General features: G+C 67.2%; 12 protein-coding genes. 7 read left to right on the top strand and 5 right to left on the bottom strand.

Going from position 1 to position 14,804, the window contains the following annotated elements; all coding sequences use genetic code 11:
- Positions 1-5: 5 nt before the first annotated feature.
- From OXM58_11595 to OXM58_11575, 5 genes are read left to right on the top strand one after another with little or no spacing between them, the layout of a single operon-like run.
- Positions 6-1,226 carry an ABC transporter substrate-binding protein gene (locus tag OXM58_11595; protein MDE0149005.1) on the top strand — a complete coding sequence of 407 codons (1,221 nt, stop codon included), beginning with the start codon at positions 6-8 and terminating at the stop codon, positions 1,224-1,226.
- A gap of 55 nt (positions 1,227-1,281) precedes the next feature.
- Positions 1,282-2,151, top strand: coding sequence for a branched-chain amino acid ABC transporter permease (locus tag OXM58_11590; protein ID MDE0149004.1), 870 nt, complete (start codon positions 1,282-1,284; stop codon positions 2,149-2,151).
- A gap of 12 nt (positions 2,152-2,163) precedes the next feature.
- Complete coding sequence (locus tag OXM58_11585; protein ID MDE0149003.1) at positions 2,164-4,023, top strand: branched-chain amino acid ABC transporter ATP-binding protein/permease; 1,860 nt, start codon at positions 2,164-2,166, stop codon at positions 4,021-4,023.
- Entirely contained in the window at positions 4,020-6,509 is a 2,490-nt protein-coding gene (locus OXM58_11580; protein MDE0149002.1) for an amidase, read from the top strand. The genes OXM58_11585 and OXM58_11580 overlap by 4 nt, the downstream gene beginning before the upstream one ends.
- Before the next feature lie 30 nt (positions 6,510-6,539).
- Positions 6,540-8,327 carry an AMP-binding protein gene (locus OXM58_11575; GenBank protein MDE0149001.1) on the top strand — a complete coding sequence of 596 codons (1,788 nt, stop codon included), beginning with the start codon at positions 6,540-6,542 and terminating at the stop codon, positions 8,325-8,327.
- Between the two features lie 53 nt (positions 8,328-8,380).
- On the opposite strand, the gene OXM58_11570 is transcribed toward OXM58_11575, so the two are convergent.
- Positions 8,381-9,550, bottom strand: a complete 1,170-nt coding sequence (locus tag OXM58_11570) for an extracellular solute-binding protein (protein ID MDE0149000.1) — start codon at positions 9,548-9,550, stop codon at positions 8,381-8,383.
- A 65-nt stretch (positions 9,551-9,615) separates the two neighbouring features.
- Between OXM58_11570 and OXM58_11565 the strand changes: the two genes are divergently transcribed.
- Both OXM58_11565 and OXM58_11560 read left to right on the top strand, forming a co-directional pair.
- Positions 9,616-10,254 carry a cysteine hydrolase gene (locus tag OXM58_11565; GenBank protein MDE0148999.1) on the top strand — a complete coding sequence of 213 codons (639 nt, stop codon included), beginning with the start codon at positions 9,616-9,618 and terminating at the stop codon, positions 10,252-10,254.
- Between the two features lie 154 nt (positions 10,255-10,408).
- Positions 10,409-11,248, top strand: a complete 840-nt coding sequence (locus OXM58_11560; protein MDE0148998.1) for a universal stress protein — start codon at positions 10,409-10,411, stop codon at positions 11,246-11,248.
- Positions 11,249-11,469: 221 nt separating this feature from the next.
- Here the strand turns inward: OXM58_11560 and OXM58_11555 are convergent, their stop codons facing one another.
- The 4 genes from OXM58_11555 to hflK all read right to left on the bottom strand — a co-directional run bounded on the left by OXM58_11555 (position 11,470) and on the right by hflK (position 14,796).
- Entirely contained in the window at positions 11,470-12,237 is a 768-nt protein-coding gene (locus tag OXM58_11555) for a helix-turn-helix domain-containing protein (GenBank protein ID MDE0148997.1), read from the bottom strand.
- Between the two features lie 128 nt (positions 12,238-12,365).
- A complete protein-coding gene (locus OXM58_11550) occupies positions 12,366-12,548 on the bottom strand; it encodes a DUF2065 domain-containing protein (GenBank protein MDE0148996.1) in 183 nt (60 codons plus the stop codon).
- Positions 12,549-12,638: 90 nt separating this feature from the next.
- Positions 12,639-13,529 (bottom strand): protease modulator HflC, encoded by an 891-nt coding sequence (locus OXM58_11545; GenBank protein MDE0148995.1) that lies wholly within the window; start codon positions 13,527-13,529, stop codon positions 12,639-12,641.
- 1 nt (position 13,530) lies between these two features.
- Positions 13,531-14,796: an FtsH protease activity modulator HflK gene (hflK, locus tag OXM58_11540; protein MDE0148994.1), complete on the bottom strand. Its 1,266-nt coding sequence runs from the start codon at positions 14,794-14,796 to the stop codon at positions 13,531-13,533.
- Positions 14,797-14,804 lie beyond the last annotated feature (8 nt).

Raw genomic sequence — 14,804 nt, 5'->3', positions numbered from 1 at the left:
GCATCATGACGATCAACCGCAGACAGTTCGTGCAGGGGGCGACCGCGGCCGGCGCATTGGCGACGGTGCCGTCGGTCGCGATGGGCGCCGACACCATCAAGTTCGGCAGTATCCTGGACACGTCGGGCATCTTCGAGGCCTACGGCAAGCCGATGGAAAAGGCGCACCGGCTGGCGATCGACGAGATCAACGCCGCGGGCGGCTTGCTCGGCAAGAAGATCGAGATGATCCCCTACGACACCCAGTCAAAGATGGCGCTCTACACCCAGTATGCCCGCCGCATGACGCGCAAGGACAAGGTCGACGTGATTCACGGCGGCATCCTCTCGGCGTCGCGCGAGGCCATCCGGCCGAGCCTGCGCAAGGCCAAGACGCTGTATTTCTACAACACGACCTATGAAGGCGGCGTCTGCGACCGCAACGTGTTCTGCGTCGGCACAACGCCGGCCCAGCAGTCCGCCATCCTGGTGCCGGAAGCGATCAAGCGCTGGGGCAAGAAGATCTATGTGCTGGCGGCCGACTACAACTACGGCCAGATCACATCGAACTGGATCAAGTACTACGCCCAGCAGGCCGGCGGCGAGGTCATCCAGGCCGATTACTTCCCGCTCAACGTGTCGGATTTCGGCTCGACCATCGCCAAGATCCAGAAGGCCAAGCCGGATATGGTCTGCGCCGTGCTGGTCGGCCTGGCGCACCTGTCCTTCTACCGCCAGTGGGCGGCAGCCGGCATGAAGAAGAAGATCCCGATCGCGACGACAACCATGTCGTCGGGCAACGAGCACAAGATCCTGACGCCCAGCGAAGGCGACGGCATCGTCGTGTGCCAGAGCTTCTCGCCCCAGGCCGATTTCCCGTCTAACCGGCAGTTCCTGGCCGCGTGGAAAAGGAAGTTCGGCCACACGAACGATATCCACGAGATCGCGGCGTCGAGCTACGACGGCGTCCGGCTGTGGGCCGAGGGAGTCAAGAAGGCCGGTACGCTCGACCGGATGAAGGTGATCGAGGCGCTGGAAAGCGGCATCAGCTACACCGGCCCGACCGGCAAGGTGACGATCGACCCGAAGACGCATCATGTCACCCACGACATGCATCTGATCGAGGTCAAGAATCAGACGCTGACAATTCTCAAGAGCTACAGCCAGATCCCGCCGTCGGACACGCAGCGGGTCTGCGACCTGGAGAAGAACCCGAACGATACCAAGCAGTACGAGATCAAGATCTGATCCCGGCTGCTTCCAAGGTCTCGTTCGACTGACGGAAAAGGACGGCAGCGCTTCGATGGATCTGGCGGCGGTTGTCGTCTACGAGGTCCTGTACACGATCGCGTTTCTGGCGCTCATCAGCGCCGGACTCGCGGTCGTGTTCGGGATGATGCGCGTCATCAACCTCGCCCACGGCGAATTCGTTCTGCTCGGCGGCTACGCCGCGATCGTCTCCCACAACACGCTGGGCATCGATATCTTCGTCTCGATGCTGGTGATCGCCCCGCTGGTCGTGGCGGCGTTCGGCATCGTTGCCGAACGGCTGATCATCCGCTTCCTCTACGGCCGGCTGATCAACACCATGCTGGCGACCTGGGGCCTGAGCCTGGCCATGATCGGCGCCTTCACGCTGATCTTCGGGCCGACCACGACCAGCATCAAGGCGCCGATCGGCGGCTTCGCGGTCGGCGACTACTCGCTCAGCGGCTATACGATCTTCATCATCGCCAGCGCCGTCGGCGTCGTGCTGCTGGTCTACGGCGTGCTGAAATATACCCGCGCCGGCCTGATCGCCCGCGGCGCCATGCAAAACGCCGATATGGCCACCGCCTTCGGCTACAACACCTCAAAGGTCTACATGGTGACCTTTGCGGCCGGCTCGGCGCTCACCGGGCTGGCCGGCGGCGTGCTGGCGCCCCTGGTCGGCATCGGCCCGACCGCCGGATTGCTCTACATCGCCAAGGCGTTCATCACGGTGATCTCCGGCGGCGCGTCGGTCGTCTCCGGCCTGATCGCCAGTTCCGGCTTCTTCGGCATCGTCTCGCAGCTCGTCACCTTCGTGACGAATTCCGTGATCGGCGAGATCGGCCTTCTGGTCGCCGCCGTTATCCTGCTGCGGCTGCTGCCGACCGGCATTTCCGGCCGCTTCTTCCGCAACCGGCTGTAAGGGCGCCCGGCCATGACCGCCCGGCAGATCCTTTCCTCGGTCGTCGTTGCGGCGATCCTCATGTTCGTGCTGCCGGTCTTTTTCGACGTCCTGAACCTGACGACCTTCGCCGCCTATGCGCTGCTGGCCCTCAGCCTCGGCTTCGTGTGGGGCTACGGCGGCATCCTGTGCTTTGGCCAGACGGCCTTCTACGGCCTCGGCGCCTATGTCTACGCCCTGACCGCGATCAATACCGGCGAAGCCTGGAGCGGCTTTTTCCTCGCGATCCTCTTGCCCGCCCTGTTCGCCGCCATTCTCGGCGCCATGATGTTCTATGGCCGGCTGAGCGACGTCTATCTTGCCGTCGTGACCCTGGTGGTGAGCCTGATCCTGTTCCGCTTCATGAACCACACGGCCGGCGAGCAATGGGTGATCGGCGAGGCCCGGCTCGGCGGCTTCAACGGCATTCCGGGCTTTCCAACGCTCCACATTCCCGGCGATCCGGAAGCCTACATCTACGACGAGAACCTGTACTACCTCACCTTCGTCGTCCTGGTGCTGTGCTACCTGCTCACCCGCTGGCTTCTCGGCAGCCCGTTCGGCCGCATCCTGGTCGGCCTGCGCGAGAATGAGCAGCGCATCGAGCTGCTGGGCTACGACGTACGCGCCCGCAAGACGGCGGCCTTCGCCTTCGGCGGCGCGCTCGCCGGCCTCGCCGGCTGCCTCTACGCCAACGCGGCCGAGATCATCACGCCGGAACTGTTCGGCCTCGGCCTCGCCGCGGAAATCATCATCTGGGTCATCGTCGGCGGCGCCGGCACCCTGATCGGGCCGATGATCGGTGCCGCCGTGCTCGGCTATCTCAAATTCGTCCTCGGCCTGCGCGCGGTGAAAGAGGTGTTCGGCAGGGAGAACCCGCTCGAGGCCACGCTGGTCTTCGGGGTGATCCTGATCCTGTTCATCCTGTTCCTGCCGCGCGGCGTGGTGCCGTCGATCCAGGGCTGGATGGGCAAGGCGCGGCCGGGCCGGGCCGGCAGGGCCGGGGGGGGGCGGGGCCCGGGGGCCCCGCGGGCGCCGGGGGGGGGGCCCGGGGGGGGGGGGGGGGGGGGGGGGGGGGGGGGGGGGGCGGGGGCGGGGGGACCTGGGCGTAATGGGCGCGCCCCCTTGGGTTGGGGCGCGCGCGACGGAGTCGTGGAGGCGCGCGGGGTCAGCGTCCGCTTCGGCGGCGTGACGGCGCTCGACTCGGTCGATTTCGTCCTCGCCGACAAGGAGCTGCGCTGCCTCATCGGCCCGAACGGCGCTGGCAAGAGCACCTTCTTCAAGTGCCTGACCGGCGTCCTGCGGCCGAGCGAGGGCGACATCCGCATCCGCGGCATCGATTGCGTCGGCGCCCATCCGCACGAGATCGCCGGCCTCGGCGTCGGCATCAAGACCCAGGTGCCGAGCGTGATGAACGGCCTGAGCGTGCGCGAGAATATCTGGATCGCCGCGCGCAAGCGCAATTCGACCCGCGAGGCCGACCGCATCGTCGCCGAGACCCTGGAGCGCATCGGCATCGCCGACAGCGCCGGCGAACCGGTCGGCAACCTGGCCCACGGCCGGCGCCAGCTCGTCGAATTCGGCACCGTGCTGGCCGGAGACCCCTGGCTGATCCTGCTGGACGAACCGGCCGCCGGACTGACCGCCGAAGAAGCGGAGCGCGCCGTCGAGATCATCGTCGAAATGAACGACCGCGCGGCGATCATCGTCGTCGAGCACGACATGCATTTCATCCGGCAGCTGGCGAAAACCGTCACGGTGCTGCACCAGGGGCGCATCCTCACCGAAGGCCATGTCGATACGGTGCTGGGCGACCCGCTGGTGCGCGACGTCTATCTGGGCAAGTCGCAATGAACGCCGAAGCCCCGACGAACGGGAATCCGGCGAACGGCAGCCCGGCCAGCGGCCCGGACGGGCCCGTGGCCCGAGGCGACGCGATCCTGTCGGTCCAGGGCCTGCGCGCCGGTTACGGCGACATCCCCGTGCTGCGCGGGGTCTCGATGGACCTCACCGAGAACGAGGTGCTCGGCCTGCTCGGCCACAACGGCATGGGCAAATCCACCCTGCTCAAGACCCTGATGGGCCTGCTGCCGGCGACCGGCGGCCAGATCACCTTCGAGGGGACGCCGATCACACGGCTGCCGACCTGGCGGCGCAGCCGGCTCGGCTTCGGCTACGTGCCCCAGGGCCGCGGCATCTTTCCCAATCTCACGGTGCGCGAGAACCTGCACTTCGCCTGGAGCGAGGAGACCGGCGATGCCAGCGCGGAGGCCGGCATCGACCGGATCGTCGCCGACTTTCCGCGCCTTGCCCCGCTGCTCGACCGCCAGGGCGGCGTGCTGAGCGGCGGCGAGCAGCAGATTCTCGCGGTCGCGCGCTGCCTGATCGCCGATCCGGTGCTGTTCCTGCTCGACGAGCCGACCGAGGGCATCCAGCCGTCGATCATCGAGGAGATGGCGGAGACCCTGGTGTCGATCCGGCAAAGCCGCGGCCTCACCCTCCTGCTGGTCGAACAGAATCTGGAATTCCTGACCCAACTGTCCGACCGGATCCTCGTGCTCGAACGCGGCGCGGTGAAGGCGGAGATCGCCCGCGACAGCTTCGGCGCCACCGGCCTGATCGAGGAATTCGCCGGCCTGGGCGGCGGGAGCGCCCGGACCGCCGCCGCGCCGGCCCCGGCGCCTGCCGCCATCCCCGCCGGCGTGGCTGCCGCCCCGCTTGCCCGGCCGCAACCGCAGGTGCACCTCCGGACCCCGGCTCCAAAACCGCCGCCACGCCCACCCGAAACGCCGCCTCCACCGCCGGCCCAGCCGATCGGAAATGCCATGACCGTCAGACGCCCCACCTTGGACCAGATGCGCGACATCGTCCGCTCCTTCGGCATGAGCATGAGCGACGGCGAAATCGAGTCATTCCTCGACCTGATGGAGCCGACGCTGGCGGCCTACGACCGTGTCGACGCGCTGCGCGATGCGCCGCCCACGGTCAAGTATCCGCGCACCCCTGGCACCCGGCCCGGCGACAGCGAAAACCCAATGAACGCCTGGTACATCAAATGCGAGATCCGCGGCGCGCCGGGCGGCAGGCTGGACGGCAAGACGGTGGCGCTGAAAGACAATGTCTGCCTCGCCGGCGTGCCGATGATGAACGGCGCCTCGACGCTGGAAGGCTATACGCCGGACCTCGACGCCACCATCGTCACGCGGATGCTCGACGAAGGCGCCACCATCGCCGGCAAGGCCCATTGCGAATATTTTTGCCTGTCCGGCGGCAGCCACACCAACGCCTCTGCGCCGGTGCACAATCCCTGGAAGATCGGCCACACGGCCGGCGGCTCGTCGTCTGGCTCCGGCGCGCTGGTCGGCGCCGGCGAGGTTGACATGGCGATCGGCGGCGACCAGGGCGGCTCGATCCGGATTCCGGCGTCGTTCAGCGGCTGCTACGGCATGAAGCCGACCCACGGCCTCGTGCCCTACACCGGCGTCATGCCGATCGAGCCGACCATCGACCATACCGGCCCGATGACCGGCAATGTTGCGGACAACGCCCTGCTGCTCGAAGTGATCGCCGGCGCGGACGGGCTGGACCCGCGCCAGTACAAGCCGCGGGTGGATGACTATACGAAAGCAATCGGCCGGGGCGCCGGCGGCATGCGCATCGGCGTCGTCCAGGAAGGCTTCGGCCTGGACAACAGCGAGCCCGGCGTCGACGCCAAGGTGCGCGCGGCGGCCGAGCGGTTCCGCGCCATGGGCGCGACCGTCGAGGACGTCTCGATCTCGATGCACAGCGACGGCCTGGCGATCTGGACGCCGGTCGCGCTGGAGGGCGCGACCAATACGATGATGAAGGGCAACGGCTTCGGCACGAGCTGGAAGGGCCTCTACGTCACCAGCCTGCTCGACGCCCACGCCAACTGGCGCGCGCGGGCCGACGAGCTGTCCCACAGCCTCAAGATCACCATGATGATCGGCGAATACATGCTGAAGCATCATCGCGGGCATTATTTCGCCAAGTCGCAGAACCTGGCGCGTCAGCTGACCGCCGCCTACGACGACGTGCTCGGCCGCTACGACCTGCTGTTGATGCCGACCCTGCCGATGGTCGCGCCGCCGATTCCCGGCCCCGATGCGCCGCTCTCGCTGTATATTCAGCGGGCGTTCGAGATGATTCCGAACACCGCGCCGTTCGACATTACCGGGCATCCGTCGATGAGCATACCCTGCGGCCTGAGCGACGGCCTTCCCGTCGGCCTGATGCTGACCGGGAAGCATTACGACGAATCGGCGATCTACCGGGCGGCGCACGCCTTCGAACAGGACGAAGACTGGCGGACCCTGTAGGCCGGAGCCTGGAACCCGGACACCAAGATCATGAGCACCGACTGGACCGTAGATCTCGCCAAGCCGATTACGTCGCTGGACAAGGCCTCCGAAGCCGGCGGAGCGGACGCCCCGCACGACCAGGGGCCGCGCGATGGCCTCTCCCACGTTATCGGCGCGAAGGCGCCCGCGCTGCTGGAAAAAACCATCGGCGCGCTGCTCGCCGATACGGCGGCCGCTTATCCCGAGGCCCTGGCCGCGGTGTTCTGCGACAGCGGCCTGCGCTGGACCTGGCGCGAACTGAAGGAAGAGGCGCGCCGCTTCGCCGCCGGCCTGGTGGCGCTCGGCTTCGGCAAGGGCGACCGGATCGGCATCTGGGCGCCGAACCGGCCGGAATGGGTGCTGACCCAGTTTGCGACCGCAGAGATCGGCGCGGTGATGGTCAACATCAATCCGGCCTACCGGCTGGCGGAGCTGGAATACGCCCTCAACAAGGTCGGCTGCAAAGGGGTGATCCTGGCCGAGTCCTTCAAGACCAGCCGTTACCTGGAAATGCTGCAATCGCTGGGGCCGGAGTTGGCGGACGCCGAGCCCGGCAGGCTGCAATCGGCAAAGCTGCCCCAGCTGCGCACCGTCATCCGCATGGGCGACGCCAAATCCCCCGGCATGGTCAATTTCGGCGACGTTGCCGGCATGGCCGGGCCGGCGGCCCTGAAGATGGTCGACGATATCGGCGCGACGCTGGAGCCCGGCGACCCGATCAACATCCAGTTCACCAGCGGCACCACCGGCGCACCCAAGGGCGCCACGCTGACCCACCGCAACATCGTCAACAACGCCCGCTTCACCACCGACGCGATGCGCTTCACCGCGGCCGACCGGCTGTGCATCCCGGTGCCACTCTACCACTGCTTCGGCATGGTCATGGGCACGCTGGGCTGCGTCACCAAGGGCGCCGCCATGACCTTCCCCGGCGAAGGCTTCGAGCCCGGCGACACGCTGAAGGCGCTGAACGACGAGAAATGCACGGCCCTCTACGGCGTGCCGACCATGTTCATCGCCATGTTGTCCCATCCCGATTTCGCGAAAGCGGACCTCTCGGCCCTGCGCACCGGCATCATGGCGGGCGCGCCCTGCCCGATCGAGACCATGAAGCAGGTGATCGGCGACATGAACATGTCGGACGTGACCATCGCCTACGGCATGACCGAAACCAGCCCGGTCTCGTTCCAGAGCGCGACCGACGACCCGATCGAGAAGCGCGTCTCGACGGTCGGCCGCATCCAGCCGCACGCCGAATGCAAGATCGTCGATCCCGATGACGGACGGACGCTGCCGGTCGGCGAACGGGGCGAACTGTGCACCCGCGGCTACCTGGTGATGCGCGGCTACTGGGGCGACCTGGAGCGCACGCGCGAGGCGGTCGACGCCGAAGGCTGGATGCACACCGGCGACCTGGCGACCATCGACGCCGAGGGCTATTGCGAGATCGTCGGCCGGGTCAAGGACATGCTGATCCGCGGCGGCGAGAACGTCTATCCGCGCGAGGTCGAGGAATTCCTGCTGCGCCATGACAACGTTCAGGACGTCCAGGTCTTCGGCGTACCGGACGAGCGCTATGGCGAGGAGGTCTGCGCCTGGATCGTACTGCAGCCGGGCGCGGCGGAGACCGAGGAGTCGATCCGCGACTTCTGCCGCGGCCAGATCGCTCACTACAAGATTCCGCGCTACGTCCGCTTCGTCGACGAATTGCCGATGACCGTGACCGGCAAGCCGCAAAAATTTGTCATGCGCGACAAGATGATCGAGATGCTCGCGGCCGGCGCCCGGTCCGCTTAGGGCGCCGTCGATGCGCTGTGTCAGTGTCGCCGGGCCAGTACCGTCGGGCGGCCCTAGCCGGCCCTGAATTCGTTGAAAATGTCGATCCAGGCTTTCGTCTTCTGCCGGACCGGGAGGTCGCGGGCGACGCTGCGGTCGATCAACGCCTCCACGCGCATCCGGCCGCGGTTTTCCGGATCAGGGTCGTAGCCCATGAGCCGGTTCTGCTCGGCAGTCCAATGGTCTGCGACCTTGAGGTTCGGGCCGCGGGCCTTGAACGCCTTGGCGAAACAGAGCTTCGCCTGGACATGGGCCTGACTGACATACCTGATCCACTCGAGAGCGAGATCCTTGTTCCGGCTTTGCTTGCACACGGTGGCCACTTCCTGCCAGCGGATGCCGCCCTGTTTCGGAATTGTCGCCTCGAAGTTGGGGTAACCGGCGAGCTTGAGATCGATATCGAGGTCTCCGACCATGGCGGCAACGATGTCGCCTTCGATCATGGCCTGCGCGATGGGCCGGCTGCTGGCGCCCAGCATGCCGACCTGTGGCCTCAGTCTGAGCAGCCACGCCCTGACCGCGCCTAGCTGCTCGTCGCTCAGGTCGTAGGGGTTTTCCTTGCCGGGATGAACCGCGAGGCTCGCAATGCCCATGTTCGGCAGATACCAGTCCAGAACGCCGATCCGGCCGGCAAGCCCGGGCAGAAACAGCGAATTCCAGTCCCCGCTCGCTGCCCGGCTCATGCGGTCGGCGTTGTAGGAGATGGCGTAGAAACCGAAGCGCGTGGCCGTGCCCCATATCCGGCCGCCGCCCGCCCTGACCTGGCGCATGGTCCTGAACCGGGGATGGTAGTTGGCGAGTTCCGGTATCTCTCCCGGACTGTAGGGTTCGATCGCGTCCATGGCGGCGAGCTTGCGAACGTACTCGGCGTCGACCAGCACAGTGTCGTAGGTCCCGCGCGGTGCCCGGTTGAACGACCGGAGCATCTGCTCGCCGCCGATATAGACCTTGAAATCCAGCTTGATGCCGTGCGTGTCCTCGAACTCCTCCGCGACCGCCTTTTCTTCGTAGCCCGGCCATGTCAGCACCCGCAGCCGGTCCGCGGCGCGGGCGCCGCGCGAAAAGACGGCGAGCGGGCCTGCCGCAACCGCGCCGGCCGCCGCGGCGCCGGCTTTCAGCACGGTCCGCCGGCCGACCTCGGAGCCGGTCCGGCCGGTCCGGCTCCGCTTACCGGTGTCGCTCATCGGCGCCTCCTTCTCATCGTCGATGCACGGCGCTATTGTAGACGGCCCCAAGCCGGGAGTCCCCGATGGACAGCTTTTCCGCCCACCGGCACAGCGACGACAGCATGACCCTGTCGCCGCCGCATACCGCGGTCCTCGTCGTGGACATGATGAACGATTTCTGCGCCGAGGGCGGCGCGATGGTCCTGCCCGGCTCGGAGCGGCTGGTGCCGCCGCAGAACGCGGTGATCGCGGCCGTTCGCGACACCGACGGGACCGTCGCCTTCATCAAGGATACCCACCGGCCGCAGGCAAGGCGCGAGCGCGAATTCCTCAAGCGGACGCCCCACTGCATCGAGGGCAGCTGGGGCGCCGGGGTGATCGACGCGCTTGACCGGCAGCCCGGCGACATCGAGATCGTCAAGCGGCGCTATTCCGGCTTCTTCAACACTGACCTCGACCTCAGCCTGAAGGACATGGAGGCCGATACGCTGATCGTCGTCGGCGTCGTCACCAACATCTGCGTGCGCTCGACGGTCCATGACGCCTTCTTCCACGGCTACCGGGTGATCGTGCCCGAGGACTGCGTTGCCGCGACCGGCCCGCGCGAACAGGAGTCGAGCCTCTACGATATCGGCACCCATTTCGGCCTGGTCTCGACCTCGGAGGCCGTGGTTCGCGCCCTGCGCGAGGGCGCGGCGGTGGAGAACCGGGTCGTAGCTTGAGCTCGCACCACGGGCATCGTTTTCCTCCCCCTCTTCAGAGGAGGAAGCCAGGTGGGGGTGCCGTCGCGCTTGTAGCGTTTGATTCAGATCAACGCTTCGGGCGGGGTGCCGGGATAGTCTGATTTCGCACCGGTTTTCTTTGCAGGAGGCGGTCATGGCGTTCCATCGGGTGGCGGTGAATGTGGACGGCGACAGGGCCTGTGCGAAACGGGTGGCCTTCGCGACAGCGATCGCCCGGCGGTACGGCGGCGAACTGGTCGGCGTCTTCGCCCGGCTGCCCAACCCCGCGGTCTCCGCATCGGTCTGGCCGGCCCTGCCGAACAACGAGGTGATGGACCGGCTCCGCGAGGTGCACGGCACGGAGATCGACGCCCATATCGGCAGGCTGCGCCCGGAGTTCGAGGCCGCGGCCGGCGAGGTGCCGACGGACTGGCTGGAAGCCGAAGGGGACCGCGCGGCGGCGATGATCCGGGCCGCGCAATCGTCGGCCTTGCTGGTGATCGCCCAGCCGGATGAGGGAGACCCGCTCAACTATCTGACCCGCGAGAGCGTGTCGGACATCGTGATGCGCAGCGGCCGGCCGGTCCTGTTCCATCCCTATATCGGCGCGGACCCGGAATTCCGGCGCATCCTGGTGGCGTGGGACGGCAGCCGCGAGGCCGTGCGCGCCTTCAACGACGCCGCGCCCTTCATGGACGGCGCCGATGTGCTGTTCCTGACGGTCGCGCCGGACAGCGAGCAGAAGGCATCGGCCGGCGACGCCGACCGCCTGACCGGCTTTGCCGGGCGCATGGGCGCGGCAGCGTCCGTCGCCGAGCACATCGCCCACGACATCCGGGTCGGCGACGTCGTGATGTCGCGCGCGGCGGACCACAGCGCCGACCTGGTCGTGATGGGCGGCTACAGCCATTCGCGCTTCCGCGAACTGGCCCTGGGCGGCGCGACCCGGGACATCCTCGACCAGATGCCGGTTCCGGTGCTGATGAGCCACTGAAGGCGGTGGGGCGATCGCCCTTCGATACGCCCCGGCCGGAGCCCGGGGCTACTCAGGATGAGGGAAAATTGGGGTAGCCAAAAACAACCCTCATCCGAGTAGGCGCGCCTGCGCGCCGTATCGAGGGACGCCCTGAGCCAAGTCGAAGGGGACGCCGGCGGCATCGGCAGTTCCGATAGAAGCGGACGAGGCCCCGGTCCGCCGGAAGCCGGGACCGCCGCTCAGCCGGGGTGCGCCGTTGCCGGCTTCAGGGCCCCGTCGCCCCCGGCCCGCTCGCGCAGTTCGTCGGCATCCAGCACGTCGACGGTCTGCTTTCCGACCGTCCGGATCGTGCCGTCGCGGCGCAGCCGGGTGATCGTGCGGCTCACCGTCTCCACGGTCAGCCCGAGATAGTCGGCAATTTCGCGCCGAGACATCGACAGTTCGAGCCGCGTGGCATCCGGGCTGCGCCGGCGCATCCGGTGCATCTGGAACCACAGGAAGGTTGCGATCTTCTCCATCGCGGTCTTGCGGCCGAGCAGGAACATCTGGTCGTGGGCCGAAGCCAGTTCGTCGGAGCAATGGCGCAACAGCCAGTGTTCCATGTCGGGAAATTCCCGGAACAGCCCGTTCATGGCCGCGATCGGATACTGGCAGACGATCGCCTCGCCGAGCGCCTCGGCGGAATAGGCATAGCGCTGGTGGTGATTGAGCCCCAGCATGTCGCCGGGATAGAGGAATCCGGTGATCTGCCGCCGCCCGTCATGGGCCTCTTTGAACACCATCATGGCGCCGTCGGTGACGATGAAATAATGCGCGGCCGGATCGCCCTCGTCGAACAGGCGGCGCCCGGCGTCGATCTGGCGGCGGACGACGATATCCTTCAGGCAGGCGATACGCTCGCCCTTCAGAACGCTGCAGACGGCGGACGACCGGGCCTGGCAGACCAGGCACGGCAGGTCTCCCGGAATGATTCTGCCGCCTGTGACGGAGATATCGGCGTCGCTCATGACCGCACTCTAGCGTCCGGACAGGGCCGCCGCCGGCCTGTCTCTCCGCCGCAGTCTCCAATCGGCGGCGGTTCAGGTCAATCGGCTTTCGGTTTCGGGACCGGTTCGGGACGCCGCCGCGCGGACTTTCACCGTATCAGCCAGATCAGGCCAAGGCCGACCGCCGCCGCGCCCAGCCCGGTCAGGCGGATCGCCGCTTCCGAAGCTTCAAGGAACACCTGCATCAGCCGGCGCATCCCGTTGGGGAAGAGCGCATAGATCATGCCTTCCAGCGCGATCGCCAGACAGAGCGCCAGCAGCAGTTCTTTCACCCGACGTTCATCCGTGTTCCCGGCACCATGTTCCGGCGACCGGAGCGCCTGCCTGTTCCGGGACGGCCCCCGGAACCGCCAAGCCGGCGGCTATTTCTTCTCGCCTCCGGCCTTCTTGCCGTCCATGTCGCCGAAAAACTTGAAGAACTCCCCTGCGGCCGGGCCGATATAGCGCGTGTTTTCCGCGCCGAGCGAATCGCGCAGCGCGTTCATGGAGATCCAGAACTCGAAGAACCCGCCGTCCCGGCCATAGGCCTTGTTGTAGATCTCCTGCGCCCTGCCCTCGCCCTCGCCGCGCAGTTCCTGGGACCGGCGCTCGGCCTTGGCGACGGTGATCCGCGAATCGCGGTCGGCATCCGCCCTGATGCGGGCCGATTCGCGCTCGCCGTTGGCCCGGATGCCGGTCGCTTCCTGGCGCCGCTGGGATTCCATCCGCTGCAGGATCCGTTCGCTGTTCTGCGGCGGCAGGTCGAGCCGTTTGACCCGGACGTCGATCAGGTCGACGCCATAGCGGTCTTCCACGGCGGCGCTCACGCGGTCGGCGATGTCGCGCATGATGTCGGCGCGCTTTGCCGTCAGCAGTTCCGCCAGCGGGACACGGGCAAACACCGCCCGCGTCGTCGAGCTCACGATGTCGCCGAGCTGCTGCTCGAAAACCTCCACGGCCCTCGCCGCCTGGAAGAATTTCAGCGGATTCTTGATCCGGTAGCGGGCGATGGTGTCGACAACCGTCTGTTTCTGGTCGGTGGTCGGCATTTCCGCCGGCGCCACGTCGAGGTCGAGAACGCGCCGGTCGAAATAGCGGATGTTCTGGATGAACGGCAGCTTGAAGTGCAGACCGGGATCGCTGTCCTGGCGCACGACCTTGCCGAACTGCAGCACGAGCACCTGGTCGCGCTCGTGAACCGTGTACACGGCCGAATAGCCGAGCACGCCGATGATGACCAGAAACGCGATCAGGGCGATACGGGTGCGGGTCATGCTACTGGCTCCTGCTGGCGTCGGCTTCCGGCTGGCGGAGCGTCGGGCCCGTTCCGGGTGCCACGTCGCCGTCCTCGTTGCTGGGCGTGCCGCGCTGCTTGATCAGTTCGTCGAGCGGCAGGTAGGGCACGACGCCCTGGCTGCCGGACTGGTCCACGATGATCTTCTCCATGCTCTTCAGGATATTCTGCATCGTGGAGATGTAGATGCGCTTGCGGGTGATGTCCTTCGCCGCCTCGTATTCGCGCAACAGCGCCAGGAAGCGGCTGGTCTCGCCCTGGGCGATCTGGATGCGCTCCTGTTTGAAGGCTTCCGCCGCCCGGGTGATCTGGTCGGCCCGGCCGTTCGCCCGTTCCAGGATCCGCTTCTGATAGGCGGTCGCCTCGTTGATCATCTTGTCCCGGTCGGCACGGGCGGCCTGCACGTCGCGGAAGGCGTCGAGCACCTTGTCCGGCGGATCGGCGCCGAGGAGCTGGACGCGGACCACCTCGATGCCGGCGCCGTAATCGCTGAGAATGCGCTGGATCAGCAGCTTGGCGTCGCCCTGGATTTTCTGCCGGCCTTTGGTCCGGATTTCCTCGAACGGCGTCTTGCCGACGATCTCGCGGATCGCGCTCTCGGTCGCGTCCTTGATGGTCTTTTCCGGGTTGCGGATGTTGAACAGGTAGTTGCGGATGCCGGGCTGGCTCGTAATCTCGGCGCCGTCGACTGTGCGGGTCACGGGCCGGGCGTCGATGCGCCAGTGCACCACGACCTTGATGTCGACGATATTCTCGTCGCCGGTCAGCATCAGGCTTTCCTGCTCTTCCGTGCGGCGCGAATCGCCGAGCTGGATGAAGCCGACGTTGGTCTTGGAGATCTCGGTGATCTTCGGCTTCTCGGTCTCGCCGATCGGCGACGGCCAGTTCCAGTGCAGGCCCTGGGCCGAGACATGGACCACCTCGCCGAACACCAGTTCGACGCCGGCTTCCTTCGGGTCGACGCGGTAGAACCCGGTCGCCATCCAGATCGCGACGACCAGCAGGGCGATCAGCGCGAGGCCCTTGGGCGAGCCGACGCCGCCCGGCATCACCCGGCGCACGCCATCCTGGCCGCGCCGGATCATGTCTTCGAAATTGGGTGGCTGGCCGCCCCGCCCGCCGCCGAAGCCGCCGGGCCGTCGACCGCCCCCGTTGCCGCCGCCGGCGCCCCACGGGCCCCTGCCGCCGCCATTGCCGCCCCACGGCCCACCGCCGCCCGAGCCGCCGCTCTGGTTTTTCCAAGGCATCTCTTCGC

The organism is Rhodospirillaceae bacterium, from assembly GCA_028819475.1.
Taxonomy (GTDB): Bacteria; Pseudomonadota; Alphaproteobacteria; order Bin65; family Bin65; genus Bin65.
The sequence above is the reverse complement of the archived record's forward strand: the minus strand, read 5'-3'. Positions and strand labels throughout refer to the sequence as shown.